The organism is Bradyrhizobium sp. ERR14, from assembly GCF_014198235.1.
GTDB lineage: Bacteria > Pseudomonadota > Alphaproteobacteria > Rhizobiales > Xanthobacteraceae > Bradyrhizobium.
Genome location: NZ_JACIHD010000001.1, coordinates 740,282 through 766,914 on the forward strand (window position 1 = coordinate 740,282; position 26,633 = coordinate 766,914).

Genomic DNA, 26,633 nt, shown 5'->3' on the forward strand with positions numbered 1-26,633 from the left:
TAGGAAGGTCGCAACGGGGATCTTTGATCTAGCTCAACGGAATCCGCTCGCGACAGTTGAGCATCGTAGCCAGCGATGTCGGTAGTCTTGTGCGATGCCCTTTCTCAATCACGGCTCGTATCGAATACGCTACGAGCTCGATGGGCCGGCGAAAGCGCCGGCCTATGTTTTCGTCAACGGACTGACACAATATTCCGAGCTATGGGGCGCCTATCGCGAGGCGCTGCTGACACGAGGCTTTCGCGTGGCAACCTTCGATCTCCTCGGTCAAGGGGTCTCCGACAAGCCGACGCTCTTTATCAGTCAGGACGACCAGGTTGCCGCGCTGAGGCTTCTGATTGAAGCGCTTGGCGAGGGGCCGGTCTTCCTGAGCGGCATCAGCTTCGGCGGCCTGATCGCGCTCCGCTATGCGATCGAGCATGGGCAGCGGCTGTCCGGACTGGTGCCAATGAGCTGCTTCGCCGAGCTGACGCCGCAGCTTTTGCTTCTCGGCAACGCCCTCCGGACTGGCCTGATCCTGGGAGGAACAGGCTATCTCCAGGATCTACTGCTGCCTATGAACCTCTCCGACCAGTGGTTGAAGCCATTGTTGGACAAGCTCGACAGCGTCAAGCGCCAGGGCTGGCTGGTGAACGATGTCTATGCGCTTCAAAATCTGATGGAGTCCTTTCTCGACTTCCAACCGCTAACGCCCCACCTGTCAGCGATCTCGGCTCCGACCATGATCCTCAATGGTGAGTTCGATTTTCTGACCCCGCGTCATCTGCACGAGACCCTGCGGGTTGAGATTCCGAACAGCTCGCTAGTGATCATTCCCAAGGCTTATCACGCTTTCACACTGGAAAAAGGCGCGCTGACGGCCGATCTTCTCGCGCGCTTTGCCGACGATGTGCTGGCCGGCCGCTGGCAAGGCAATCAAGCGGTATGGGTCGCGCCCGAGGAGCCCGGCGGCGAGCTGACGCCATTCCCTGACGGTTACGATCACCTGCGCGCTATCCCGGTCAAGCGAGCACTGGCATGAGCGGATTCCTGGGTCCGCTCGAGCTGGACGGCCGCGTTCCACCGGGCCAGCAGACGCGGATCGCAGCATTCCTGATCTCGGCGCATGGCGCTCTCGCTCGGCAATTCGCCTTCACGCTGCCCGTAAGACTCGACGCAGCGTGGCAAACCGAATTGAACGCACAGTTCTATCGCGAGACGGAGATCGTTTCGCTGCTGATGCGCGCAACTTCCTGGAGCCCGGATTTTACCTTGGGATACATGGTTGCGTCCTGGGAGACCGCCTGGCTGCCCGCCCCGATCGACGGAATCCCGGACCCTCGTCTCGCCCAGGCGGTTCACCTTGCAACGCTTGCCCATGCCGTGCATGCGGGCATCCGACCGGCCGCGCTGCTCCCGATCGAGGCCAATGCGCAGGATCCCTTTGTCTCGGCGCTGCGACGGATCGAGTTCGAGAGCAGCCGGCTGCTGCAATCCCAGATTCTGTTCCTCAAGGGCACGGACCTTGCGCCGCATCGGGATGCGGTGAGTGCTGCCCTCGAACAACGTCATGCCGCCGTTCGCAAGCTCTGGCGCGAGGTACTAGGGAGCATCGGTATCGACGCAGCAGGATCGGAATGAGCGGAAGCCTTGACGCAGATCAAAGGACGAGAGGCGCCGGGCGCCAACATCCGCCTACTGCCGCCCTCTGCCATCGTGGGCCGATCCCGGAGTTCAATGATGAAGGCCATTTCCATCGAAGAAGCCGTCGCAATGATTCCGGCGGGCGCCAGCGTTATGGTGGGTGGCTTCATGGGAGTCGGGACGCCGGAGCGCCTGCTCGACGAAGTCGTGCGCCAGAACAAGACCGGCCTGACCTTGATCTCGAACGACGCGGCGACGCCCGGCAAGGGTGTCGGCAAGTTGTTCGATCAGGCATTGGTGTCGAAGCTGACCGCAACACATATCGGCCTCAATCCAAAAGCGCAGCAGCAGATGTTGGCGAGCCAGATTGCGGTCGATCTCGTCCCGCAAGGGACCTTCGTCGAGCGCATCCGCGCCGGCGGATGCGGTCTCGGCGGTGTGCTGACGCCCACGGGCGTCGGGACGCTGGTCGCCGAAGGCAAGCGTCAGATCGAGATCGACGGCAAGCCATTCCTGCTGGAAACGGCGCTGCGCGCACAGTTCGCCCTCGTCCACGCCTTCCTCGCCGATTATCTCGGCAACCTCGCCTACGCGCTCACCTCGCGCAATTTCAACCCGGTCATGGCGATGGCGGCCGACACCGTCATCGTGACGGCCGAGCATATCGTGCCCGTTGGCGTGATTGCGCCCGATCACGTCGTCACCCCCGCGCCGCTCGTCGACTATCTCATCACCAACGGGTGACATCATGGATCCCCAGATCATCATCGCCCGGCGAGTCGCCAAGGAGCTGAAGACGGGCAATCTTGTCAATCTCGGCATCGGCATTCCGACGCTGGTCGCAAACTACGTGCCATCAGATCTGAAGGTATTCTTCCAGTCGGAGAATGGGCTGATTGGCACAGGGCCGATTCCCGAGCAAGGCATGGCTCATCCGACGCTCACCGACGCCGGCGGGCGTCCCATCAGCGCGTTGCCGGGTGCCTCAACCTTCGACAGTGCGATGTCCTTCGGACTGATCCGCGGCGGTCATGTCGATGTCACGGTGCTCGGCGGGCTCCAGGTCGACGCGCATGGCCATCTCGCCAACTGGATGATCCCCGGCAAGATGGTGCCGGGCATGGGCGGCGCCATGGATCTCGTCAGCGGTGCCAAGCGCGTCATCGTCGCCATGCAGCACGCGGCCAAGGGTAAGTCGAAGATCGTGGCAAAATGCTCGCTGCCGTTGACCTCGGCGCGGCCCGTCCACCTTGTCGTGACCGACATGGCCGTGATCGGCTTCCCTGGTGGCAGGGCGACCCTCTTGGAAACGGCGCCCGGCATCAGTGTCGGAGAGGTCATGGCCGTCACCGAGGCCGAACTGGCCATTCCTGACAGCGTCCTGGAAATGAGACTTTGAGCAGAGCGATCATGCGCATATTCAGCGACTTCGACGAGATCAAATCCGCTATCGGCACCGAGATCGGCGCCAGCGACTGGATCGAGATCACCCAGCCACGCATCAATCAGTTCGCCGAGGCGACCTGCGACGAACAATGGATCCATGTGGATCAGGAACGTGCCAGCAAGGAGATGCCGGGCGGCAAAACCATCGCTCATGGCCTGCTGTCACTTGCCCTGGCGCCGCTGTTCATCCGCTCTGTCATCGGCCTAAAGGGCCTTCGCAACACGCTGAACTACGGCGCTGACCGGATCAGGTACCTCGCCCCCGTGCCGGCGGGCTCAAGACTGCGCGGCCGCGTCACGGTCGCCGAAGCCGAGGACGTGCCGCCGGACGGACTGCGCGTGAATTATCATCTCGTGATCGAGATCGAGGGCGGCAAGAAGCCCGCCTGCGTCGCCGAGCTGATCGCCCTGCACTATCGCTGAGAACGACATGTATGACCAGCAAGACACGTCCATCGTCTTCAGAAGGCCGTCGCGGTCGACATCAACGACGCGCCCGTGCAGAGCCTCCTTGGGCGAAAAGGCGATGGAATGAACCAAGAAATCGAGCTATCCCCACTACGACTCGATGCGCTCGAACACGGCTTCATCGGGGAGCTTCAGATTTCAATCGCCATGTTCGACCTCGTCGTCGTGCAAGGCATTCAAGAGGCGCCGCCATCGCTGAGACGTTGATTTAAGTCAACGGTCAGCGACAAGCTGCGCAGGCGGCACGGCGCGGTCGATGCGGATCCAGGCCGCTGCGAGCTCCCAGGCGACCGAGAGAATGATCGGTCCGATGAACAGACCGATGATCCCATGCGCGAGCGTGCCACCGATCACTCCGATCAGGATGACGAGCGCCGGCGTGGAGAGGCCCCGTCCCATGACCAGCGGCTTCAGGATGTTGTCGAGGAGACCGACGATGACGAGAAATACGGTCAGGAGCAGCGCCGTGGTGACGTCCTTGTCCATCCAGATCCAGATGACGACCGGAATGAGGACGATCCCCGCACCGAGCTGCACGATCGACAGCAGCAGAACAATGACGGCGAGCAGCCCCGCGCTCGGGATGAGCGCCAGCTTGAATCCGATGCCGGCGAGCAGCGCCTGGATAATGGCGACGCCGATGACGCCCTGCGACACCGCCCGGATGGTCCCAGCCGCCAGCTCGAGGAAATGTTCGCTCTGTTCCGGCACGATGCGGAACAGGAAACCGCGGATTGCGCTGACGAGCTGCGGACCATATGGAAAGAGAAATCCGGCGACCAGCACCGACATCAGGAACTGCAGGGTGCCAAGGCCGGCGCTGCCTGCGAATGACAGCATCATGCCGGCAATCGGCTTCAGATATGGCGCAACCTCGCGCACGGCCGCGCGGATGTTGGTGTAGGCCTGATTCCAGAGATCGTAGAGCTGCGGCCCGACCAGCGGCCAGTCCTTGATCCGCTCCGGCGCCGCCTGCAGCACGAGATCGCCGCTGCCGAGTTGCCCTGCGAGTTCTCTGACGCCGTCAACCGCACTGAGGCCGAGCCAGGCCGCCGGACCGATGACGATGCCGAGCATGGTGAAGGTGAGGAGCACCGCCGCTGTCCGCGGGCGGCCGCCCAAACATTTCGCGAGCCAATTGAAGACCGGATAGAACGCCACGGCAAGTACCGCGCTCCAGGTCAGGATCGGCACGAAGGGACGGATGATCAGGAGCGTCCACAGGATCAGCAGTGCAAGCAAGCCGAGCCGGATCACGAGCTGAACGACGTCGCTGGTGGAAAAAAGTTGGCGAAGTGTCTTCAAGGTCTGAGGCCCGCGCCCGGCTGATTGGCTCCATGCGGAAAGCCTAGCGGCCGGACCGGGACTGCAGGCTTGATCCAAATCAACCGGCAAAGGACTGAAGGCGGCCTGATGGGACGGGTGCCGTGGTCACGTAGCGGCTCAACAATTGCGACGCGAACGCATGTCGAATGCAGCAAATTACGCGCGAAACGAACAGCTCCGCGACGGAACGGCCGTAGAGATTCGTGCTCTCCGGCCAGATGACGAGGCCGCCATGCTGGCCGCGGTTGGCGAGGTGGGCACACAGTCCCTCCAGCGCCGCTTCTTCATGCTAAAACGTCATTTCTCCCAGAAGGAGCGCGCCTTTTTCGTCGAGGTCGACTTCAAGGACCATGTTGCGCTGGTCGCGTGCGTGGCGAATGCAGGTCGGAGCACCATCGTGGGCGGCGCGCGATATGTCGCAGCCGGGCCCGGCTGCGCCGAGACGGCCTTCATGGTGATCGACGCCTGGCAAGGACGCGGCATCGGCGGACTGCTGCTGCGCCACCTGATCAGCCTTGCCCGCGAAGCCAGGCTGAAGGAACTGACCGCGGAGGTGCTACCGGACAACGCTGCGATGCTCAGGGTGCTTGGCAGATTTGGGTTCGAACGCGCAGAACGCCGCGAACCTCACACAGTCCATATGGTATTGACGCTGACCTGATAGAATCTCTCGGACGACGCCTCAAGCTCCGCGCAAAACACTGCCGCCCTCTGGTACATGTAGCTCGGCAACAACGGCTTACCGGTTCAAAGATCCGCTCCCTTTAACACCGCGCAAAAGAAAACGCGGCGCCCCGTGAGGAGTGCCGCGCGAATGTTCTTCGTGACTGCCTCTCGCTCAGTACCCGCAGGACGCGCATCCCATCTGCACCGGGGCGTAATAGGAATACCCTGGCGAGACCATCTGGACGCGTTGGCGCGTGGCGTATTGCGGGGGGATGCGCTCGTACTGGACGCTCGGCGGCGCGACCATCACGGTCTGCGGCACCATCACGGTGCGGTACTGCGCGGGCGTGCGATGCGCGACGACGGAGCCCGGGACGACCATCACGGTCTCGTCGACGGTGCGGTACTGCGGCGCGACGTATTGCTGCTGATAGCAGGTCTGGCACGGCGGCGGTGCGTAGCAATTGTAGCAGCCGGCGGAGGCTGCGCCCGTCATGGAAATCGCGGCGACGGCGGTCGAGAAAACAACAGCGAGAGTACGCGACATTGCGGTGGTGCCCCAATTGCCCAAAATGGATTTGCGAAGGTCGCGGGAGTATACGCCGCAAAACCCTGCTCTGCCGAACTTCGTCGGGGCATCCTTAATGCGAACGGCCGATCGCAGCCGACCGGTAAGAACTCATTGACCACGCGCATTAACGCGAAAGCGCTCATCCGCCTCCGTCAAGGTCGAGCTATCAGTGCCTCGCCGCTCTTTCCAGAAACTCCAGCAGCGAGGGATCAGTTTCTTCGAATTCGACAAAGCGGCGGCGCAGCTCGTCCGCTATTTCTGCGGTGGCATCTCGTGACCATCCTTCCGCAGTGTTGAAGGCCACGACACGTGCCGGATGGAGATATTGCCCCTCGACGAGATGTCTGAGCAGGGTCGCCCGATTGGCATCCTCCTCGGCAGTTTCGCACCAGGCGCGGCCGAGCCGCCGGCCAAAATCATCGAGCACGAGGTAGACGTCCCGGTCTGTCGTCATGGGCGGCACGAGCGATGGAGATTGACTCATGGCTTACTCCGCTACTGGCATCCGCACCGTCGCGGAGGATACGGCGACCGCCCGGCCGGATTCGGAAAATGGATTTCGGGTTATTTTTCTTAGGATTGCACGATTAAATAAAAAAACAAACAAAATTAATAAAAATTAAATAGCAAAACGCGCGCAAATACACTAAATTCACAGGGCCTGGCGGGCGAGCCCGCACGTCGGGTGCCCACTTCGCAAAGCGGCTCTCGCCTCCACCCCCAATAGCCCACACCCCAGGAGGCGGGGGCCGTTCCTTTGCGCCCCCCGTCCCGGCTTCATTTGTGTGTCCTGCAAAACCCATCTGCGCGTTCGCGGGGGGACCGCGAGCGCTTCGGAGGAATCGACTCCCGTCTGTGGCGGGTCGAGGCGTTATTTCGGACGACGCTTGACCTCGCGCACGGCACCGCGCGCGGCGCTGGTGGTGAGCGCGGCGTAGGCCTGCAGCGCGGTCGAGACATTGCGCTTGCGCGCAGCCGGCTGCCAGGCGGCATCGCCCTTCGCCTCTTCCGCGGCGCGGCGCTTGGCGAGCTCCTCGTCGGAGACCTCCAGGCTGATGCTGCGGTTCGGGATGTCGATCGCGATGCGGTCGCCGGTGCGCACCAGGCCGATGTTGCCGCCTTCGGCGGCTTCCGGCGACAGATGGCCGATCGACAGGCCCGAAGAGCCGCCGGAGAAGCGGCCGTCGGTGACGAGCGCGCAGGCTTTGCCGAGGCCCATCGATTTCAGGTAGCTCGTGGGATAGAGCATCTCCTGCATGCCGGGGCCGCCGCGCGGGCCTTCGTAGATGATGACCACGATCTCACCGGCGACGACCTTGCCGCCCAGGATGCCCTCGACGGCGGCGTCCTGGCTTTCGAACACGCGCGCGGGGCCAGAGAATTTCAGGATCGAGGCGTCGACGCCGGCGGTCTTCACGATGCAGCCGTCCTGCGCGAGGTTGCCGTAGAGCACGGCGAGACCGCCGTCCTTGCTGAAGGCGTGCTCGAGATCACGCACCACGCCTTTCTCGCGATCGGCGTCGAGCTCGTCGTAGCGGCGCTCCTGGCTGAAGGCGACCTGGGTCGGGATGCCGCCGGGCGAAGCACGGAAGAAGGTGCGGACCGCCTCGCTCTTGGAGCGCTTGATGTCCCAGCGCTCAAGCGCGTCGTTCATGGTCGGCGCATGCACGGTCGAGACCGAGGTGTCGATCAGGCCGGCGCGGTCGAGCTCGCCCAGAATGCCCATGATGCCGCCGGCACGATGCACGTCCTCGACATGCACGTCGGCGACCGACGGGGCGACCTTGCACAGCACGGGCACGCGGCGAGAAAGCCGGTCGATGTCCTTCATGGTGAACTCCACCTGCCCTTCATGGGCGGCGGCGAGCAGATGCAGCACGGTGTTGGTCGAGCCACCCATGGCGATGTCGAGCGTCATCGCGTTCTCGAACGCCTTGAAGTTGGCGACGTTGCGCGGCAGCACGGATGCGTCGTCCTGCTCGTAATAGCGGCGCACGAGATCGACGATGGTGTGGCCGGCCTCGACGAACAGGCGCTTGCGGTCGGCATGGGTTGCCACCACCGTGCCGTTGCCGGGCAGCGCGAGGCCCAGCGCCTCGGTCAGGCAGTTCATGGAGTTGGCGGTGAACATGCCCGAGCAGGAGCCGCAGGTCGGGCACGCCGAACGCTCGATCACCTTGACGTCGTCGTCGCTGACCTTGGAATCGGCTGCAGCCACCATGGCGTCGATGAGGTCGACGGCCTTGGTCTTGCCTTGCAGCTTGACCTTGCCGGCCTCCATCGGCCCGCCCGAGACGAACACGACGGGGATGTTGAGCCGCAGCGCGGCCATCAGCATGCCGGGCGTGATCTTGTCGCAATTGGAGATGCAGACGAGGCCGTCGGCGCAGTGCGCGTTGGCCATGTACTCGACGCTATCGGCGATCAGCTCGCGCGACGGCAGGCTGTAAAGCATGCCGTCATGGCCCATCGCGATGCCGTCGTCGACCGCGATGGTGTTGAATTCCTTGGCGACGCCACCGGCCTGCTCGATCTCGCGGGCGACGAGCTGGCCGAGGTCCTTGAGATGGACGTGGCCGGGCACGAATTGGGTGAAGGAGTTGACGACCGCGATGATCGGCTTGCCGAAATCGGCGTCCTTCATGCCGGTCGCGCGCCAGAGGCCGCGGGCACCCGCCATGTTGCGGCCGTGGGTGGTGGTGCGGGAGCGATAGGCTGGCATGGCGGTTTCCGTCCTCGGTTTGACCGGCCGGGCGGGAAAATCTGGTGCCGCCTCAGGCCTTTGTGGCCGGATAGCGCACGCGGGGAACGCGCGCAACGGGAACTTGGGGCGGACAGGGCTCCCCTGCTCCCGGCGCGGGCCGCTTCGTAGCCCGGATGAAGCGGAGCGCAATCCGGGACAGGTCTCACCCCAATTTACCGCCGTCCCGGATTACGCTTCGCTCCATCCGGGCTACGGGTGCCCTATTGCAGGGTCGGATCGAGCCGGTCGCGCAGCCAGTCCCCGATCACCGAAACCGCCAGCGTGGTCACCACGATCGTGGTCGCCGGCGCCAGCATGATCCAGGGCGCCCGGGTCACATATTCGCGGCCGTAACCGACCATGTTGCCGAGGCTGGTCATCGGCGGCTGCACGCCAAGGCCAAGGAAGGATAGGCCCGACTCCATCAGGATCACCTCGGGGAAGACCAGCGTGGTCGAGACGATCAGGGTCGAGGCGATGTTGGGCAGGATGTGCCGGAGGTAAATCCGGGGCGGCGTCGCGCCTAACTGGCGGACCGCGGCGGCATAGCCTTGCGCATTGGCGGAGATGGCAAGGCCCCGCGCGATGCGGGCATAGCGCTCCCAGCCGAACAGTCCCATCAGGCCAATCAGCAGCGGCAGCGAATTGCCGAAGAAGGCGAGCACAGCGAGCGCCATGATCAGGAAGGGCATGCTGGCCTGGAAGTCGGTCAGCATCAACACGAGCTGCTCTACGGCCCCTCGGAAATGCGCGGCGAGGAAGCCGAGCGTGGTGCCGACAACCGCCGAGATGGCGGTTGCGCCGAAGGCAATCAGCAGCGAGATCCGGATGGAGACGAGCAGCCGCGACAGCACGTCCCGGCCGAGCTCGTCCGTGCCGAGCCAGTGCGCGGCATTGCCAGGCGCTGCGAGCCGATTGCGCAGGTCGAGCTGGGTAAAGCCGTAGGGCGCGATCTTCTCGGCGAAGGCCGCAATGACCAGCATCGCGACAATCCAGGCGACCGCGAGCGCGACCGAGATTGGGATCGCCGGCAGGCGGATGCGACGGCGGACGGCCGCGTCCTTCAGCGTCGCGTCGGTCATGCGTGGGCTCCTTTGGCGCGCAACCGCGGATCAAGGAAGCCGTAGAGGAAGTCGACGATCAAATTGGACGTGACCATGGTCATCGCCACAAGAAGCAGGATGCACTGCACGACGGCGAGGTCGCGATTGGCAACCGCAACAACGAGAAGCCGCCCTACTCCCGGCCAGGCAAATACACTCTCGACCACCACCGCGCCCGCGATCAGCGTGCCCACCATGAAGCCCAGAATGGTGACGGTCGGAATCGCCGCGTTCGGCAGCGCATGCGACGTCACCACCCTGCGCCACGGCACGCCCTTGGCCGACGCGGTGCGGATATAGGGTTGGCCCAGCACCTCCAGCATCGCGCTGCGGGTGAAGCGCGCCAGAACGGCGGCACCGCCGAGGCTGAGCGTCGCGATGGGCAGGATCGCGTGGCGCCAACTGTCCTGCCCGCCCGAGGGCAGCCAGCCGAGCTGCACGGCGAACACGAGCACCAGCAGCAGCGCCAGCACGAAGCTCGGCACGGTGAAGCCGGCCACCGCCGTCATCATCACCGCGCGGTCGATCGCGGAGCCCCGGTGCAGCGCGGCGTAGATGCCGGCGGGAATGCCGAGCGCGACCTTGAAGGCGAAGGCCGGCAAGGTCAGCGCCAGCGTCGCCGGAATCCGCTCCAGCACCAGCTCGATCGCGGGTCGCCCGTCACGCATGGAGCGGCCGAGCTCGCCCTTGGCGATGGCACCGAAGTAATCGAGATACTGAAACCAGATGGGATCATCGAGGCCCCAGGCCTTGCGGAACGCCGCGAGCACCTCGGGCGGCGCTTCCGGTCCCAAAATCATCAGCGCGGGATCGCCGGAGAGACGCAGCACCACGAAGGCGAAGGTGACGACGAGCACGATCGTCAGCGCCGCACGTCCAATGCGAATGGCGAAATAGCGTCCCATCACGCGGCGTCCCGAGTCTCGGCGCCGGTGACGAGATGGCAGGCGACCTGCCTGTTGCCGCCGACGGCCGCAAGTGCCGGCACCTCGCGCGCGCAACGTGCGATCGCGCGCGGGCAGCGCGGATGGAAGGCGCAACCTTGCGGTCGCGCGGCCGGGTTTGGCGGATCGCCCGCGAGCACGATGCGGCCGGCGCTGCGGCGGCCTGGCGCGGGCGAAGCCGAGACCAGCGCCTGGGTATAGGGATGCTCGGGCCGCGCGAACAGATCGTCGGCGCTGCCGATCTCGACGATGCGGCCGAGATACATCACGGCGACGACATTGCTGATCTGCCTGACGACGCGCAGATCGTGGCTGATGAACAGCAAGGTGAGCGAGAGCTGGGCCTGGAGATCGCAAAGCAGGTTCACCACCTGCGCCTGGATCGAGACGTCGAGCGCGCTGACCGGCTCGTCGCAGACCAGGAAATCCGGTTTTGTGGCGAGCGCGCGCGCCAGCACGATGCGCTGGCGCTGGCCGCCGGACAGTGCGCCCGGATAACGCGCGCCATGCGCCGGGGTGAGCTCGACGGCGCGCAGCAATTCGCGGACGCGCTCCTCGCGCGCGTCGGGCGTGCCGAGCCCGTGAATGTCGAGCGGCTCGCGGATTTGCGCGGCGACCGGCAAGCGCCGGTCCAGTGCGCCGAGCGGGTCCTGGAAGATCATTTGCATGCGGGCGCGTTGCGCACGCCATGCGGCCGTGCCCGGCGCAGCCATCGGCTTGCCGTCGAACCTCACCTCGCCGCTATCGGGCGGCTCCAGACCGAGCACGATGCGTCCGGTGGTGGACTTGCCCGAGCCGGACTCGCCGACGAGGCCGAGCGTCTCGCCTTTGGGAATGGTCAGCGACACGCCATCGACGGCACGGACCGCCGTGCTGCGGCCGAACATGCCGGAGCGCATCGAATAACTGCGGGAGATCGAGGACACCTCGACGAGCGGCGGGCTCATTCGGCGGCGATCCCGAGCAGCGCGCGGCGCGAAGCTTCGGCGCGGATGCAGGCGACAGCGCGGCCGTCCGCGATCGGCGCCAAGGTCGGCGCGGCACGCGTACACGGCTCGGACGCCAGAGTACAACGCGGCGCGAAGGCGCAGCCATCAGGCATTTTCGCGGGATCGGGCACCGTTCCCGGGATGGCGGTGAGACGGCGGCGTGGTCCGTCGAGCGGCGGCAGCGCGCCGATCAGGCCCTGGGCATAGGGATGCAGGGGATCGGCGAACAGCTGGTTGCTGGGGGCCTGCTCGACGATGCGGCCGGCATACATCACCGCGACGCGGTCGCAATTCTCCGCGACGACGCCGAGATCGTGGCTGATCAGCACCATCGCCATGCCGAGCTCGCGGCGAACCGTCGAAAGAAGCTCCAGGATCTGGGCCTGAATGGTGGCATCGAGCGCGGTGGTCGGCTCATCCGCGATGAGGAGGTCCGGATTTCCGGCGAGCGCCATCGCGATCATGATGCGCTGGACCTGGCCGCCGGAGAATTCGTGCGGATAGGCCTCTAATCGCCGGCCCGCATCGGGAATGCCGACGAGATCGAGCAGCCGCCGCGCTTCCGCCTTCACGGCGTTGCCTTGGAGATCCCGATGCAGCGACAGCGCTTCGCAGAGCTGCCTGCGGATGGTCAAGACCGGGTTGAGGGCGCTCGCCGGATCCTGGAAGATCATGGCGACGCGCCCGCCCCTGACCTGGTCGAGCTCGGCGGCCGGCGCGCCCAGGATCTCCCGTCCGTCGAGCCGCACCGAGCCCGAGACCTTGGCATGCCGCGGCAGCAGCCCGAGCGCGGCAAGCCACGTCACCGACTTGCCCGATCCGGACTCGCCGACGAGGCCGAGAGCCTCGCCCTTGCCGAGAGCGAGATCGACACCGCGCAGGACCGGCACGCCGCTGAAGGCGACGCTCAGGCCTGCAATGCTGACCAGCGGCGTCACCTCAGGCCTCGAAATTGCCGGCGCGGAAATCCATCGCGAACGCCGGTGACGCCTTCCACTTGATCGACTTCGGTTTGGCCGTGAACGTCGCGTTCTGGTGCAGCACCGTGTAGGCGGGGTCTTCGCGCTCGGCGATCTCCAGCATGCGGCGGAACGCCTTCTTGCGGGCGGCACGGTCGGTCGAGGTTTCCAGGAACTCCGAGAGCTTGTTCAGCTCGACATTGGTCCATTCACCGATCTGCTGTTGCTGGCCGTTCGGACCGTGCTGGGCGACCAGCGAGGAGACCGGATCGTTGAAGGCGGCCGAGTTCGACCAGTCGCGCACGGCGCGGGCCGACCCGCGCTCCATGATCTGCGACCAGTTCTCCTTGGTCTCGATCTGGACGTTGAGGCCGACCGACTTCCACATCTCGACCAGCACCTGCGCGGTCGCGACCTGGTTGGTGTAGTAATTGTTGAGCAGGCGATACGGAATCGGATCGCCCTTGTAATTGGCCTGCTTGAGCAGATCCTGCGCGAGCTTCGGATCGTAGGCCGGCACGCTCCAGTCGGCGTTGAACATGTCGCCGTAGAATTCCCACTGCAGCCCCTTCGGCACACGGGTGCGGCCGGCCCACAGGCTGTCAACGATGGCCTGGCGGTCGATCGCGTGGGTGAAGGCGCGCCGCACCAAGGGATTGGCGAGCTGGGCGTGGTTCTTGTCGAACACGGTCAGGCGGTGGTTGAGGATGGTGCCGCCCTGCACTTCGAACGCGGCGTTCTTCTCGATGCCGGCGATCTGGTCCGGCGGGATATCGCAGGCGAACTGGTATTCGCCCGAGAGCAGTCCGTTGATGCGGCTCGCGACTTCGGGCACTTCGAGGAAGCGGATGCGCTTGAGCGGCGGACGGCCGCCCCAATATTCGTCATGCGCTTCGAGGGTCAGCGACACGTCGGGCTTGAGCTCGACGACCCTGTAGGGACCGGTCGTGACCGGCTTGCGCGCCCAGTCGAGATAGCTCGCGGATTCGTCCCAGGCGCGGCGGTTCATGATGTCGGAGCCATAGCGCGACAGCCGGCCTTCGATCGTCACGTCTGGCGTCGCGTTGTAGAAGCGCACGGTGTATTTATCGACGGCGTCGACGCGCACGAGATCCGGCCAGATGCGGCGGGCAACGGCCGGCACGTCCGGCGGCAATTCCTTGCCCGGACGCGGCGTCGGGATCTTCTCGAAGGCCTGGATGGTCGAGCGGCTCTTGGCCTCGGTCTCGCCGAACATGCGCTCGCGGCTGAAGGTGAAGACGACGTCCTCTGCGGTCATCTCGTCGCCGTTGTGGAATTTGACGCCCTGACGCAGCTTTACCTCGACGGTCTGGTCGTCGATGCGGCGCCACTCGGTGGCAAGGCCGGGCACGGCCTCGAGGTTGCCGCGCCAGTTCTTGGAGATCAGGCCTTCCCAGATCGAGGAGAAGAACACGCGCTCGCCGACATTGGACTGCTCGCGCAGCACGTCGAGCACGTTCGCATTCGTCACCTTCTGCACGGCGATCGTCACCGACGGACGGTTGTCGCCCTGCGCGATGGCAAAACGCGGCAGCAGCAGCGTGCTTGCGGCGGCGGCGCCGGTCTTGAGGATGGTGCGACGGGTGAATTTGCTCATGGCGGTAGCCCCAGATGATGCGGTTATTCGGCAAGATCGAGCGCGGCGAGATGGGCTGCGCCGGCGCGGACGTCGTCGTGGTTGCGGAGTTCGAGGATCAGCCGCGGATTGGAAGTCAGCCGTCCCAGCGCGCGGAACACGGCGACCCAGGGGATGTTGCCTTCGCCCGGCGCCCAGTGCCGGTCGGCAAAGCCGTCGGTGTCCTGCAGATGCACATGGGTCAGCATGTCGCCGGCGGTCTCGACGTAATAGTCGACCGGCGGCGCACCGGTGGAGATGTGGGCGTAGTTGGCATGCCCGGTGTCGAGCGAGACGCGGACCTTGGCACTTTCGAGCGCCCTGGCGAGACGGACGCGGTCGCGCGGATCCTTGTCCTCGATGTTCTCGATGACGACCTCGCAGCCGATGGTCTCGGCGCGCGCGATCACCTCGGCGAGCGTCGCCTTGACGCGTTCGACCAGATTGCCGCGATTGTCAGGATAGAGATCGAGATTGTTGTGATCCCAGGTCGTGAACGGCGAATGGATCACCATCTGCGTCGCGCCGAGGAACTCGGCGGCATCGAGGCCCTGGAGCAGGCGCTTGGTCACGGCCTGGCGGATCATGGGATCGTGGCTGTCGATCTTGAAGCCCCAGAACGGGCCGTGGATGCCGAGCCGGCCGGTATGGCCCGCCAGCATCTGCTTGATCTCGCCGGCGGTGCTGCGCCAATCGCTGTCGAGGAGATCGGCGCGGAAGAAATCCTGGATTTCGAGATCGCGCTGCCGGTCGAGAAGCCAGTCGCGATGCGCGGGGATCGATTTGATGGACAATGCGGCGCCCAGCACCGGCTTCGACATGGCTTGCTCCTTCGCCGTCAGCGATGACGGGAGCAGCGCTAGACCAGTTCAATGACAGGCCCGTGAAATCGAGGCTCAGCGGCGCCGAGGAGATGTGGACATCCTGCCGATCGCGTGCGGCGGATCATGCACCTGCGATCAGACCACCGGTGCAGAACGGGCACATGGCAAGCGGTATCTATGCCCGTAGTGATCCGGAATGGAATCCTATCGCGATGTCACGTACATCGCGTGCATCGATCGGCGGCCACTTCCACGGGCATCACCCTCTGATCGCGCTACATGGGGTTGGGGGACCACATGGGGCGGGGGATTGAAGGCTGGGGCAAGGTGACGAGGTCCGGACTCCTAGGCACTCCGGACCTCGAAACTTTCAGATTGAACGCAGCAACGCGCCGTCCGGTTGGGGCAACCGGGCGGCGCGTTGTCGTTTCAGCCTCGTCTTTCGATCAGCGTGTCTGCGGCTCGATCGTCACCGTGCAGTCGCCCTGCCCTTGCGTCGCGACCACGATATTGCCGGCGGCCGCCCCAAGGGCGACCGGTGCGGACGAGCTGCCATCCGGCATCTGAACCGTCACGCTCAGCGAATCCGCGCGCGCGGTCGAGCCGACGGTTGACGGCTCTGCCTGGGCGACATTGCCCGACGCATCACGCCGCATGACCTGACAGTTCACGCTGTTGCTCGTCGTGCCTCCGGCGGCTGCCATGTTCGACGAGGCCGCGCCGCCCATCTGCGCGCGGGCTCGCGACGGATCGCGCGGCACCTGGCTGACGATGCGATGCGTCCGCGGCTCCACGATGACGACGTCGTCATCGGTCGCGAAATACTCGTAGTCCCGATATTGGGGCTCGATCGTGACGATCTCGGGCGGCAGCCGGTAGAGACGCACGCGCGGCGGGATCGTCTCGCCGATCCGGATCGAGATGTTCAGGTTGCGCTCCGGCTGCGCCAACCGCGCACGGCTCACCGTTTCGGACATCCGCACCTGCTTCTCGGTGGTCACGCTGGTCTGCTGACCAACCTGCGTGTTGGTCTGGGTGGTCTGATTGGCTTGATTGGTCTGCGTGCCGGAAGGCGCAGTTTGCGCATTGTTGGTCGGAGCCGCGCGGTTCGTGTCCGTCGCGGTGGCCGGCCGGTTGTTCTGTTGCGCCGGCTGTTGCTCGGCCGCATTGCGCGGAGGCTGGTTCTGCTCCTTCTGGTTGGCCGCGGCTCCCGTCCGCTCGTTCTGCTGGCCAGCCGGGCCGGTCTTGGACTTCTCGGTCTCGGCCGTTGATTTCTGCGGCGCGGACTTGTCCTGCTTCGTCTCGGCGCTGCTCTTGCCGGTCTCGCGACCTTGTTTCGCCGTGTCGGCTTCGCGGTTGCGATCTCGCGATGGCTCGCGGGACTCCTGTGCCTGCTCCTTCGCATTGGGCTGGCCGCGTTCGGCGGCGGTGCCCGGTCGTCCCTTCTCTTCGTCTGCACGGCGGCCGCCGCCCTTCTCCTCGCGGCCGGCTCCCTGCATTTTCTCTTGTGCGCCCTGGGCGCGCTCTTGAACCCGTTCTTGAGCTGCACCACCGCGCTGGGGCGCGGCGCCTTTCGCCGGTTCCTCGGTCCGTTTTGGCTCGTCTCTGCGCTCACCGGGCGCCTGGGCGTAGGCAATGCCGGACGCGAGCATGAGCCCGACGGCCGCAGTCGATAACATCAAGTGTTGACGCATGGTCCCTCTCCTCGACAATTCGCAACAACAGACGCGAACGTTCTGTGGGTGCGAAGGTTCCTGAGCAGGAACGAGGGCCGGTCACGCGGACTTACATCGCATCCTTCAATGTGAGGCGGGCCGTGAATGTCACGGTGGTCTTGCCGACCAGCGCCATGCCTTCGACCTCGGCGCCGCCGGCGGAGTAGTCGCCCGAGAAGCCGCAGGTGACCTCCCTGCCTCCGAACGCAAGCGTCCTGCCGACCGCTTCGGTGTGCTGATTGACGATCATATCGCCCCGCCACTTGCCGTTCCGGAAGGTGTAGGTGCCGGTGTAGTAGAAATAGCTGTCGCCGCCCATGATGCGTCCGTCGCACAGCACGACGACGCCCCGAGCCTGCCCGCGCTTGCCGTCGCGCATCTCGATGTCGAAGATATAGAGGCCGTTGACGACCCTGGCCTCCTCCGCTTCCGCTCCATCCCCTGCCGACATCAGATCATCTCCCCAACGATCCGCCGTCCCGATCAGTTCGGCACGTTCCGCTCGAGATCCTCGAGCCATGCCGCCACGCTCGAATCCGACGGCGCGCGCCAGTCGCCGCGGGGCGACAACGAGCCGCCCGCCGAGACCTTCGGGCCGTTCGGCATCGCCGAGCGCTTGAATTGGCTGAAGGCGAAGAAGCGGCGCAGGAACACCTCGAGCCAGCGGCGGATGTCCTTGAGATCATAGGCCTTGCGCCGGTCGCGCGGGAACGCCGGCGGCCATTCGCCCTTGGCGACATCCTTCCACGCGTGCTGCGCCATGAAGGCGATCTTGGACGGACGCATGCCGAACCGCAGCGTGTAGAACAGGTTGAAATCCTGCAGCTCGTAAGGGCCGACGGATGCTTCGGTGCTCTGCGGCTTCTCGCCGGGCTCGACCGGCACCAGCTCGGGCGAGATCTCGGCGACCAGGATCGAGCCAAGCGTCCGGTTGACGTCGTCGCTGAACTGCTTCGATGAGATCACCCAGCGGATCAGATGCTGGATCAGCGTCTTCGGCACGCCGGCATTGACGTTGTAATGCGCCATCTGGTCGCCGACGCCATAGGTGCACCAGCCGAGCGCGAGCTCGGAAAGATCGCCGGTTCCGATGACGATGCCGCCGTGATGGTTGGCGAGCCGGAACAGGTAATCCGTACGCAGGCCCGCCTGAACGTTCTCGAAGGTGACATCGTAGACCTTCTGGCCGTTGCCGAAGGGATGGCCGATATCCTTCAGCATCTGCGTCGCGGTGGTGCGGATATCGAGCTCCTGCCAACTCGTCTGCAACGCCTGCATCAGCGCCAATGCATGGGTCTTGCTTTCACTGCCGGTGGCAAAACCGGGCATAGTGTAGGCCAGGATGTTTTCGCGCGGCAGACCGAGCAGGTCGACCGCCTTGGCGGCGACGATCAGTGCATGGGTGGAATCAAGCCCGCCCGACACGCCGATCACGACGCGCTTGGTGCCGGTCGCGCGCATGCGCTGCACGAGGCCGGCGACCTGGATGTTGTAGGCCTCGTAGCAATCCTGCTCGAGCAGGCTTTCGTCGCTCGGCACGAACGGAAAGCGCTCGACCTTGCGCAGGAAGCCGATATCGGCGGCCGGCGGCTTCAGCGCGAATGTCACCTTGCGGAAAAACGCCTCGCGCTGCCGGCGGTTGTCGTCGAACGTCCCCATCGCGGCACGTTCCTGCCTGAGCAGATCGAGATCGACGTCGGCCAGCGTGATCTGGCCGCCCTGGCGGAACCGCTCGCCCTCGGCCAACAGCACGCCGTTCTCATAGATCGAGGTCTGGCCGTCCCAGGAAAGATCCGTGGTCGATTCCCCGGCCCCAGCGGCCGAATAGACGTACGCCGCGAGGCAGCGCGCCGACGTCGATTGGCACAGCAGCGCGCGCGAACGCGCCCGGCCGATCGTGATCGGGCTGCCCGAGAGGTTGATGAGCACGCTGGCGCCCGCGAGTGCAAGCTCCGAGGCCGGCGTTACCGGGATCCACATGTCCTCGCAGATCTCGACGCCGATGGTGAGGCCCGGAACGTCCTCGGCCGCAAACAAGAGGTCAACGCCGAACGGCGCATGCAGCCCGCCGAACGCGATCGTCTCTCCGACCATGCCGGCGCCGGAGGCGAAATGCCGCCCTTCGTAGAATTCGCGGTAGGTCGGCAGGTACGTCTTCGGCACCACGCCGAGGATGTTGCCGCGGTGAATGACGACGGCACAATTGTAGATGCGATGACCAAAGCGTAGCGGCGCTCCGACGATCAGGACCGTCATCAGCCCCGCCGAGCCCTCGACGATGCCTACGAGGCCGCGCTCGACCGCATCGAGCAGCGGATCCTGCTTGACGAGGTCTTCGATCGCATAGCCGGACAGGCACAGCTCGGGAAACACCGCGACCGCCACCGACTGCTCATGGCAGGCATTGGCCGCCGCCAGCACGGCCTTGGCGTTGGCCGAGGGATCGGCGACATGGGACGTGGTGACACAGGCCGCCACGCGCGCAAATCCGTGGGCGTAGATCGAGTGGAAAGTCATCGAGCGCAGTACCCTTAATCTCTTCGCTGCCGCAGCCGTCAGCTCCAGTCCCTATGTAGCCCATCGACCCGGTCCCGTGCAGGCCATCCGCGGTCATGCATAACGGATTTGCGCCGCGGTCTGCCCGGCGACGTCTGCCAAGCGCCTTGGTCTGCCCGGTACCTTTGCGAGCTCAGGCGCTGCGGGCCAGCACGCCGGACAGATCGTCGCGCAGCCAGGCGGCGATCCGTGGCCAGGCATGCGCGTGGGTGCGCGCACCCATGAACAGGCCGAGGTGATTGCTCGGCTCGGAAGCCGCCGCAATGAAGGCCGGCGCCGTGCCGAGGAGGCCCGCAGTGGCGAGCGCCTGCGCAGCCGGCACGACCTCGTCGTCGAGCCCGGCCAGCAGGAAGACCGGCGCCTTGACGTCCCTCGGATCGACCGTGCGACCAAGAGCGACGAAACTGCTGCTAGCGATCTGGTTCTCCCGGAAAATCCGGTTGACGATCTCCAGATAATATTTGCCCGGCAGATCGAGCGTCTCGGCGTTCCAGCGGTCGAACCGCGCGAGCAGCGCCGCGCCCTCCGCGTCCGACAGGTCTCTCTGCAACGCCGTTACGATATCATCGCGGTTCGGCGCCTTGGACCAGAAGCGCAGCATCTCCTCGCCGCGGACATTGCCGCCGCCGCGTACGACGAGCTGGTCGTAGACCATCTCGGGCGCGTTGCGGGTGAGCCGGCACAACGAGGACTCGATCGACAGATCCACGGGAGCGCCGACCAGCACCAGCCGCCGCACCTTGGCCGGAAAGCGCGACGCATAAAGCAGCGACAGCCAGCCGCCCTGGCACAAGCCGACCAGATCGACCGGCGCGCCGATCTCGTCGATGGCGACATTGAGATCGCCGAGATAGCTGTCGATCGAGAGATAGCGCATGTCCGGCGTCGCCGACCGCCAATCGGTGAGATAGACCCGGTCGATGCCGCCGGCTTGCAGCGACTGCACCACACTGTGGTCGGGTGCGAAATCGGCGATCAGGGCCCGATGCAGCGCATAGGGCGCGCAGACCAGCGCCGGCTGGCCGGACCGGGTCTGCGAGCAATCGCGCAGGCGCATGGTCGCGAGCTCGAGCGCGACGGTGCTCGGCGTCGTCCAGGGCAGAGTGCTGTCGCCCTGCTCCGCCGGACCGCGCTCCAGCCACCAGAAGCAGCTGTCCATCGCAAGGCGCGCCGCTGCAAACGGCCACAGCAGCGGGTCGTCTGGGGCAGGCCCCTGTGCGCCGCTCTGTTTGCCGGTCTGCTTCACCATGGCCATCTCACGATCGTCACAGGAACGCCTCGAGGCTCACGATGGAGATGCCGAGGTCGCGAAAACTCCGATGGGCCGCAGCGACCGAGCCGTCGAGATCGATGCCACGGCAGGCGTCCTCGATGACCGCGACCTCGAATCCTGCCTTGCGGGCATCCTCCGCCGAGAAGCGGACGCAGAAATCGAGCGCGAGGCCGGCGACGATCACGGTCTTCAGCTCGCGTTCGCGCAAATATCCAAGCAGGCCCGTCGGCGTTCGCTTGTCGTTCTCGAACAGCGCCGAATAGGAATCGATGCCACGGCGAAAGCCCTTGCGCACCACGAGGCTCGCGCTGACGACGTCGAGATCGCGATGGAACTCCGCCCCGGAGGTACCCTGCACGCAGTGCGCCGGCCAGAGCACCTGAGTGCCGTAGTCGAGCTCGATGGTCTGGAACGGCTGCTTGCCCGCATGGTTCGGCGCGAACGAGACGTGGTCGCGCGGATGCCAGTCCTGGGTCAGCACTACATTGGCGAATTTTTGGGCGATTCGGTTGATGGCAGGGACGACCTTCTCGCCGCCGGGCACGGCAAGCGCCCCGCCGGTGCAGAAGTCGTTCTGCACGTCGATCACCAGCAGCACGTCGCGGTCGGAAATCTTCATCGCCGGTCTCATTCGATGTGCCCGGCGCGCCGGCACCGGACAAGTCCCCTGAGTGTCGGCCTTCCCGCGCAGCTTCGCAACCGCCCGCGCCGTGCGAATTGGTCGCCAGACGGCCGCCATGATGCAACGGTTTGGCCTCGTCCGTGTTGACTAGGCGCACCCAAGGGCGGATTCTCGCACTGTCCGTGACTGCGCGGATCGGGTCGAAGGACTGGAGGACAGGGTTGTCGTGCCGCAAGGCGGCGGCGGCCACGAAGTCATGAATATCGGCAAGACAGGACAGATACTTCTCGCCGATATCGGCGGCACCAATGCGCGCTTCGCGCTGAGCCGGAGCGAATTGGGCCGCGGCGACCAGACCGGACCGATCGATTATGTGAAGGTCGCCGACTTCCCGACCGTCCGCGAAGCCATCGCGGACGTGCTGGCGCGCCGGTCCGGCGGCGAGCCGCCGCAAAGAGCCGTGCTGGCCGTGGCAGGCCCCGTCACCAACAACCGCTGCGTCATGACCAACAGTCCCTGGGTCATCGACGGCAACGAGCTGCAGCCGGCTCTCGGCTTCGACAGCGTCCATGTGCTCAACGATTTCGAGGTGGTGGCCTGGTCCCTGCCCGCCTTGCAGCCTGCGGATCTGATCCCGCTCGGCGGACAAAACGGCCTGGCCGGAGAGCCGTTGCTGGTGGTTGGCCCCGGAACCGGCTTTGGCGTCTCCTGTCTGGTCGAACGCCACGGCGCGCGCCTCGCCGTCGTCACCGAAGCAGGACATGCGACCCTGCCGGCGGAGAACGAGCGCGAGGAACGTGTGATTGCGTGCTTGCGCCGCCGCCTTGGCCACGTCTCCATCGAACGCGGCGCGCTCTCGGGTTCCGGGCTGCAAAACCTCTACGAGGCCTTGGCTGAAGTTGACCGCGCCCAGGTGCCGCATCGCGATGCTGCCGCCATCACCAAGGCCGCGATGGAAGGCGCCTGTCCCGTCAGCCGCGCAACGCTGGAGATGTTTTGCGCCATCCTTGGCTCGGTCGCCGGCAATCTTGCGGTGACGTTCGGTGCCCGCGGCGGTGTCTATGTCGCCGGCGGAATCGTGCCGCGTTTCCCCGAGTTCCTTCTCGCCTCTGCGTTCCGGGCGCGCTTCGAAGCCAAGGGGCGCTTCCAGGACTATCTGCGCAACATCCCGACCAAGCTCGTGACGAAGCCAGACGCGAGCTTCGTCGGCCTGAAGATGTTCGCCGACTCAAATCCAAATTGAAGTTCGGTCGTCCTTCCTGGTTCGGTTCCATTAATGCACAGCTGATTGCCGCGCACGCGCGGTTCCATACATGAACGTGCTTGCCTGCGTGTTCCGGATGAGAAACAATCCTGCCGTGTGTTTGTGTGTGGCGTAGTTGCGGGGGCGTGACATGCGTAAGCAGGATTTTGGTTTCGACTACCACCGCTATCATCGCCTGCTGAGCGAGGCGGATGACGAAGACAAGCGGCTGGCGCTGATCGACCTTCTGATCGAGGAAAAGGCCCGAGACCGGCTGGCCGCCCAGCGCGCTTCCGACCGCGCGGCCATGACGGCCCACACCATTGCCAGGGTGCTGAAGAACGGCCGCAACTGAGACTTGCAATCCGGCCCGCAGCGCCGGAGAGTTGCGGAATCCGATTGGGATTCCGTTAAGGATGTCCCCCAATCTGACGTCAAACTTTTTGCCCTAGGGTTCCCTCACCTGATGCAATTCAGGGTCAACAAGGGGGCAATGACATGAGCATGATTTCGATCGCCGCGATGCCGGCCGTCGTCGAAGCGCGTTTCGCCGATTCGTCCTTCAGGACCATCTTGCTGTTCTGCTGCACGGGCCTGGTCGCCTCGTTCGGCCTGATGGCGTACGGCATCGACCTCGGCGCCGGCCTGATCTGAGACCACGACAAATCCTGCCGCCAAATGGCCGCCCCTGACGGGTGGCCATTTTCGTTGGGCTATCTCAGTGCGGCGTCTTCGCCGTCACCAGTGCGGCGTCCTCGCCGTCACTCAGTGCGGCGCTTTGGCCGGGGCTCCCGGAAACATGGAATCGATCATCGCCTTGAGCTGATCCATAGCGATCGGCTTGCGCAGGATCGGCCTGCGTCTGAGCAAGGACGGCAGCAATTCCGGACCGTACCCCGTGGCGAACATGAACGGCTTTCCGCGACGTTCGATCAGGTCGGCGACGGGATCGACGTAAAGGCCCATCAGGTTGATGTCGAGGATGGCCATATCGTATTGCGCGGTCATGGCGAACGCGCTGGCGTCCCGGACATTGTCCGCTTCCGCAACGACGTGGTGGCCGAGTTCCGTCACCATGTCGGCGATCATCATCCGGATCAACGCCTCGTCTTCGACCAGGAAAACGGAGAGTCCGTCCGCCATATCAACCCCGCAGTCAGCTTGCGAAGATAATCATACCTCAATTTTGGAGAGGATTCACGAATTCGTGGCCGGCTCCGTTAATTCAGACGCGCCCGATCCGATTCAACTTGATCAATCCAATCCGCGTTCGTGGCTCAGCCGCACCATCTCCTGAATGAAGACCTGCTTCTGCTTGTCATCGAGGCTCGAAAAGAGCGGCTCGGCGGCGTCGGCGACATTGCGCTGGTCGGCGGCGCGGTCGATCAGGAACTGCGCCTCGTTTCGCATCTGCTCGATAATGTCGTCGGGCGGATCCCGCTTGGCGCGCGCAACCCGCAAGTTGAGCCGCTCTGCACCATTATGCCCAAGGTAGTGCATTGCGCTCGAGAAGCCGTACCAGTGCTTCTCCTGATCAGCCGTAAGATTCAGCTGAGTCTTGATCCGCTCGATATAGGAATCGCTGTTGGCGACGATCTGCTCAGCGGTCTGCTGCGGCGCGCCGGTCTGGGTGAGGACGGTGACATCCTTATTGTCCTTGCCCTGCGGTGCGTTCTTGGCCTCCTTGCTCGCCTTGGCGCCCTTGCCTGCTTTGGCGCCCTTCGCATCCTTGTCCTTGGCATCCTTGTCCTTGGCCGCGCCCTGCTGCTTGGCATCCTTGCCTGCATCCCTGGCGGCCGGGGCCTGATTGCCGTTGTTATTGCCGACGCCGAGCACGCCGGTGAAAACGCCGACCACGCCGCCGATTGCACCGCCGAGCACGCCACCGACGGGACCTGCCGCCTTGTTTCCGGCCGCCGCGCCGTCCTGAACGCCTTTGACCAGGCCTTGAGCTTGGGCCACTGCGGCCGCACCGAGCAGCAGCGTAAGCACGGCCCCCAGTGCGAACCATCGCCGCATGTGAAGCCGCGCAGACGGCGCCGGGTTGATCATTCTCGTCTCCATCGTCGATCTGACTGGCGTGTTGGGGCGGAGTCACCCGCCAGCTGCAACTCTATCGTTTCCGCCGCTTCGCGGTCCAGACGCGGCCGAATGCTGTCCACGCCCGAAAAGTCTTTCGCGCGAAGCGGTTATGCAGGCTTATTCGAAACTGCGGCGTAATTGCGCACGGATCGTTCCGGGCCGGCTCTCGCGACGTGTGCGTCGCAAAACAAGCGATCGCAGCTCACCACCGGCACAGCGCTGCCGCGTTCGAGGACGCAACGTTAGTTCTAGGCGCGAGCCGTTCGGCTTTCTCGACAGACGCGGTCAATCATGATCTGATCGCGCTACCAATTTGCTGCGGCCTGCGTGAATTGTTCACCTGGGCCGACGGCATCAATAAGAAAATCCAACAACAAGAACTCGGAAAAGAAGTCTTAGAGGAAACTCCAACAACAAACACCCAGGCGAGGAAACGAGATGTCACGCAAGACACTGACGCGACGTCAATTTGTGGCTGCCACTGCAATGTCCTCCGCGGCGCTGATCACAGCGCCCTATGTCCGGGGCGCTTACGCCGCCGGCAAACTCTCGATCGGTTTCTGGGACCATTGGGTGCCGGGCGCCAACAAGGCCTCGACCGACCTCGTCAACGAATGGGCCGCGAAGGAGAAGGTCGAAGTCTCCATCGACTACATCACCAGCAACAACAAGAAGATCGAGCTGACCGCCGCGGCCGAAGCCCAGGCGAAGTCTGGTCATGACATCCTGCAGATGCCGAGCTGGTGGCCGCAGGCCTATGCCGAGAATCTCGAGCCGCTCAACGACGTCATGGAGCCGCTTCTCAAGCAGAACGGTGAGGTGAACGGCACGGTCAAATATCTCGGGCAGTCGGGCGGTAAATGGCTCGCAGTGCCCGCGACACCCGGCAGCCAGATCAAGGGCCCCTGCTCCCGCATCGACCTGATGAAGAAGCATGCCGGCATCGACGTGCAGGAGATGTACCCGGTCGGCGGCCCGCCCAAGGTCGAGAACTGGACCATGGAGACCTTCCTGAAGGCAGCCGAGGCTTGCCACAAGGCCGGCGTTCCGTTCGGCATCGGTCTCGGCGAGACCACCGACAGCGTGGACACCGCCGGCGCGATCTTCCAGTCGTTCGGCGCCGAGCTCGTCAACGCCAAGGGCGACATCACGGTGAAGACCGATCAGGTTCGCCAGGCCATGGAGTTCTACAAGAAGCTGATCGCCTTCCTGCCGCCGGATGCGCCGTCCTGGGACGACGCCTCCAACAACAAATGGCTGATCTCCGGCCGCGGCGCGATGATCCTCAATCCGCCGAGCGCCTGGGCCGTCGCCAAGCGCGATGCGCCGCAGGTTGCCGAGCAGTGCTGGACGCACGGATTCCCGTCCGGTCCGAAGGGCCGGTTTGCACCGTACCTGCCCTATTTCTGGGGTGTCTGGAGTTTTGGCAAGAACAAGGAGGCGGCCAAGAGCCTGCTCGTTCACATGTCCTCGCCATCGTCGATCGAGAAGTTCGTCGCGGTGAGCGGCGGCTACGACCTGCCGGCCTACGCCAACATGACCAAGCTCAAGACATGGGAAGAGGAAGGGCCGCCGAAGGGAACGCTCTTCCACTATCCCGACCCCTACAAGCATCAGACGCTGTCGATCGCGGCGTCCCCGGCACCGCCCAAGATCGCGCAGCAGATCTATTTCCAGGCGACGCTGACCAAGATGGCGCTGCGTTTTGCACGCGGCGAGACCATGGATCAGGCCCTCGCCTGGGCCGAGGGCGAGTGCGAAGGCTTCATGCGGAGCTAGGTGGGGTGTGCGGGGCGGTTCACGCCATCTGCGTGAGCCGCCTGCATCCCGTCATCGAATTCGCA

The 26,633-nt window shown here is 64.8% G+C and carries 28 protein-coding genes and 1 pseudogene; 11 read left to right on the top strand and 18 right to left on the bottom strand.

Features of this window, described 5'->3' with window-relative positions; genetic code table 11:
- Positions 1–94: 94 nt before the first annotated feature.
- From GGD62_RS03660 to GGD62_RS03680, 5 genes are all read left to right on the top strand, one after another.
- Positions 95–1,021, top strand: coding sequence for an alpha/beta fold hydrolase (locus tag GGD62_RS03660; RefSeq protein WP_183707104.1), 927 nt, complete (start codon positions 95–97; stop codon positions 1,019–1,021).
- Positions 1,018–1,620 (top strand): hypothetical protein, encoded by a 603-nt coding sequence (locus tag GGD62_RS03665; RefSeq protein ID WP_183707106.1) that lies wholly within the window; start codon positions 1,018–1,020, stop codon positions 1,618–1,620. The genes GGD62_RS03660 and GGD62_RS03665 overlap by 4 nt, the downstream gene beginning before the upstream one ends.
- A 99-nt stretch (positions 1,621–1,719) precedes the next feature.
- On the top strand, positions 1,720–2,367 hold the full coding sequence (locus GGD62_RS03670) for a CoA transferase subunit A (RefSeq protein WP_026201957.1): 648 nt from the start codon (positions 1,720–1,722) through the stop codon (positions 2,365–2,367).
- A gap of 4 nt (positions 2,368–2,371) precedes the next feature.
- Positions 2,372–3,022: a 3-oxoacid CoA-transferase subunit B gene (locus GGD62_RS03675; RefSeq protein WP_092258110.1), complete on the top strand. Its 651-nt coding sequence runs from the start codon at positions 2,372–2,374 to the stop codon at positions 3,020–3,022.
- A gap of 11 nt (positions 3,023–3,033) precedes the next feature.
- Positions 3,034–3,492 (top strand): MaoC family dehydratase, encoded by a 459-nt coding sequence (locus GGD62_RS03680; RefSeq protein ID WP_026201956.1) that lies wholly within the window; start codon positions 3,034–3,036, stop codon positions 3,490–3,492.
- On the opposite strand, the pseudogene GGD62_RS03685 reads toward GGD62_RS03680, so the two are convergent.
- A pseudogene (locus GGD62_RS03685) lies at positions 3,478–3,618 on the bottom strand (SDR family oxidoreductase); the annotation flags it as partial. The gene GGD62_RS03680 and the pseudogene GGD62_RS03685 overlap by 15 nt on opposite strands.
- On the opposite strand from GGD62_RS03685, the gene GGD62_RS03690 reads away from it, so the two are divergent.
- On the top strand, positions 3,601–3,744 hold the full coding sequence (locus tag GGD62_RS03690; protein WP_183707630.1) for a hypothetical protein: 144 nt from the start codon (positions 3,601–3,603) through the stop codon (positions 3,742–3,744). The pseudogene GGD62_RS03685 and the gene GGD62_RS03690 sit on opposite strands and share 18 nt — an antisense overlap.
- A gap of 6 nt (positions 3,745–3,750) precedes the next feature.
- Here the strand turns inward: GGD62_RS03690 and GGD62_RS03695 are convergent, their stop codons facing one another.
- Positions 3,751–4,842: an AI-2E family transporter gene (locus GGD62_RS03695; RefSeq protein ID WP_018318029.1), complete on the bottom strand. Its 1,092-nt coding sequence runs from the start codon at positions 4,840–4,842 to the stop codon at positions 3,751–3,753.
- A gap of 160 nt (positions 4,843–5,002) precedes the next feature.
- On the opposite strand from GGD62_RS03695, the gene GGD62_RS03700 reads away from it, so the two are divergent.
- A complete protein-coding gene (locus GGD62_RS03700; RefSeq protein WP_183707108.1) occupies positions 5,003–5,524 on the top strand; it encodes a GNAT family N-acetyltransferase in 522 nt (173 codons plus the stop codon).
- A gap of 177 nt (positions 5,525–5,701) precedes the next feature.
- On the opposite strand, the gene GGD62_RS03705 is transcribed toward GGD62_RS03700, so the two are convergent.
- The 14 genes from GGD62_RS03705 to pncA all read right to left on the bottom strand — a co-directional run bounded on the left by GGD62_RS03705 (position 5,702) and on the right by pncA (position 21,473).
- Complete coding sequence (locus tag GGD62_RS03705) at positions 5,702–6,025, bottom strand: hypothetical protein (RefSeq protein WP_183707593.1); 324 nt, start codon at positions 6,023–6,025, stop codon at positions 5,702–5,704.
- Between the two features lie 241 nt (positions 6,026–6,266).
- Positions 6,267–6,584: a hypothetical protein gene (locus GGD62_RS03710; protein ID WP_018318026.1), complete on the bottom strand. Its 318-nt coding sequence runs from the start codon at positions 6,582–6,584 to the stop codon at positions 6,267–6,269.
- A 387-nt stretch (positions 6,585–6,971) separates the two neighbouring features.
- The gene (gene ilvD, locus GGD62_RS03715; protein WP_179736735.1) at positions 6,972–8,822 is read right to left on the bottom strand and encodes a dihydroxy-acid dehydratase; all 1,851 of its coding nucleotides are present in this window, start codon (positions 8,820–8,822) and stop codon (positions 6,972–6,974) included.
- Positions 8,823–9,064: 242 nt separating this feature from the next.
- Positions 9,065–9,925: an ABC transporter permease gene (locus GGD62_RS03720; RefSeq protein ID WP_183707110.1), complete on the bottom strand. Its 861-nt coding sequence runs from the start codon at positions 9,923–9,925 to the stop codon at positions 9,065–9,067.
- Positions 9,922–10,851 carry an ABC transporter permease gene (locus GGD62_RS03725; protein WP_018318023.1) on the bottom strand — a complete coding sequence of 310 codons (930 nt, stop codon included), beginning with the start codon at positions 10,849–10,851 and terminating at the stop codon, positions 9,922–9,924. The genes GGD62_RS03720 and GGD62_RS03725 overlap by 4 nt, the downstream gene beginning before the upstream one ends.
- Positions 10,851–11,837, bottom strand: a complete 987-nt coding sequence (locus GGD62_RS03730) for an ABC transporter ATP-binding protein (protein ID WP_183707113.1) — start codon at positions 11,835–11,837, stop codon at positions 10,851–10,853. Before GGD62_RS03730 ends, GGD62_RS03725 begins: the two co-directional genes overlap by 1 nt.
- Positions 11,834–12,817 carry an ABC transporter ATP-binding protein gene (locus tag GGD62_RS03735; RefSeq protein ID WP_183707115.1) on the bottom strand — a complete coding sequence of 328 codons (984 nt, stop codon included), beginning with the start codon at positions 12,815–12,817 and terminating at the stop codon, positions 11,834–11,836. The genes GGD62_RS03730 and GGD62_RS03735 overlap by 4 nt, the downstream gene beginning before the upstream one ends.
- Before the next feature lies 1 nt (position 12,818).
- A complete protein-coding gene (locus tag GGD62_RS03740) occupies positions 12,819–14,456 on the bottom strand; it encodes an ABC transporter substrate-binding protein (protein ID WP_183707117.1) in 1,638 nt (545 codons plus the stop codon).
- Between the two features lie 23 nt (positions 14,457–14,479).
- Positions 14,480–15,295, bottom strand: a complete 816-nt coding sequence (locus GGD62_RS03745; RefSeq protein WP_183707119.1) for a sugar phosphate isomerase/epimerase — start codon at positions 15,293–15,295, stop codon at positions 14,480–14,482.
- Positions 15,296–15,744: 449 nt separating this feature from the next.
- A complete protein-coding gene (locus tag GGD62_RS03750; RefSeq protein WP_246799982.1) occupies positions 15,745–16,950 on the bottom strand; it encodes a DUF1236 domain-containing protein in 1,206 nt (401 codons plus the stop codon).
- A gap of 133 nt (positions 16,951–17,083) precedes the next feature.
- A complete protein-coding gene (locus GGD62_RS03755) occupies positions 17,084–17,464 on the bottom strand; it encodes a GrlR family regulatory protein (protein WP_244550681.1) in 381 nt (126 codons plus the stop codon).
- Positions 17,465–17,496: 32 nt separating this feature from the next.
- Entirely contained in the window at positions 17,497–19,530 is a 2,034-nt protein-coding gene (locus tag GGD62_RS03760) for an NAD(+) synthase (RefSeq protein ID WP_183707123.1), read from the bottom strand.
- Between the two features lie 172 nt (positions 19,531–19,702).
- Entirely contained in the window at positions 19,703–20,818 is a 1,116-nt protein-coding gene (locus tag GGD62_RS03765; RefSeq protein ID WP_183707124.1) for an alpha/beta fold hydrolase, read from the bottom strand.
- 16 nt (positions 20,819–20,834) lie between these two features.
- Positions 20,835–21,473: a bifunctional nicotinamidase/pyrazinamidase gene (gene pncA, locus GGD62_RS03770; RefSeq protein WP_018318014.1), complete on the bottom strand. Its 639-nt coding sequence runs from the start codon at positions 21,471–21,473 to the stop codon at positions 20,835–20,837.
- A 247-nt stretch (positions 21,474–21,720) separates the two neighbouring features.
- Here pncA and glk point away from each other — a divergent pair, with 247 nt between their 5' ends.
- The 3 genes from glk to GGD62_RS03785 all read left to right on the top strand — a co-directional run bounded on the left by glk (position 21,721) and on the right by GGD62_RS03785 (position 23,361).
- Positions 21,721–22,707, top strand: coding sequence for a glucokinase (gene glk, locus GGD62_RS03775; protein WP_183707595.1), 987 nt, complete (start codon positions 21,721–21,723; stop codon positions 22,705–22,707).
- A 151-nt stretch (positions 22,708–22,858) separates the two neighbouring features.
- Positions 22,859–23,062 carry a hypothetical protein gene (locus tag GGD62_RS03780; RefSeq protein ID WP_018318012.1) on the top strand — a complete coding sequence of 68 codons (204 nt, stop codon included), beginning with the start codon at positions 22,859–22,861 and terminating at the stop codon, positions 23,060–23,062.
- 143 nt (positions 23,063–23,205) lie between these two features.
- Positions 23,206–23,361, top strand: a complete 156-nt coding sequence (locus GGD62_RS03785; RefSeq protein WP_183707125.1) for a hypothetical protein — start codon at positions 23,206–23,208, stop codon at positions 23,359–23,361.
- Positions 23,362–23,472: 111 nt separating this feature from the next.
- Here GGD62_RS03785 and GGD62_RS03790 read toward each other — a convergent pair whose 3' ends face one another.
- Together GGD62_RS03790 and GGD62_RS03795 are read right to left on the bottom strand one after the other, a co-directional pair.
- Positions 23,473–23,850, bottom strand: coding sequence for a response regulator (locus tag GGD62_RS03790; RefSeq protein ID WP_018318010.1), 378 nt, complete (start codon positions 23,848–23,850; stop codon positions 23,473–23,475).
- Positions 23,851–23,961: 111 nt separating this feature from the next.
- Positions 23,962–24,759, bottom strand: a complete 798-nt coding sequence (locus GGD62_RS03795) for a Spy/CpxP family protein refolding chaperone (protein ID WP_183234301.1) — start codon at positions 24,757–24,759, stop codon at positions 23,962–23,964.
- Positions 24,760–25,227: 468 nt separating this feature from the next.
- Between GGD62_RS03795 and GGD62_RS03800 the strand changes: the two genes are divergently transcribed.
- Positions 25,228–26,568: an ABC transporter substrate-binding protein gene (locus GGD62_RS03800; RefSeq protein ID WP_018318008.1), complete on the top strand. Its 1,341-nt coding sequence runs from the start codon at positions 25,228–25,230 to the stop codon at positions 26,566–26,568.
- Positions 26,569–26,633 lie beyond the last annotated feature (65 nt).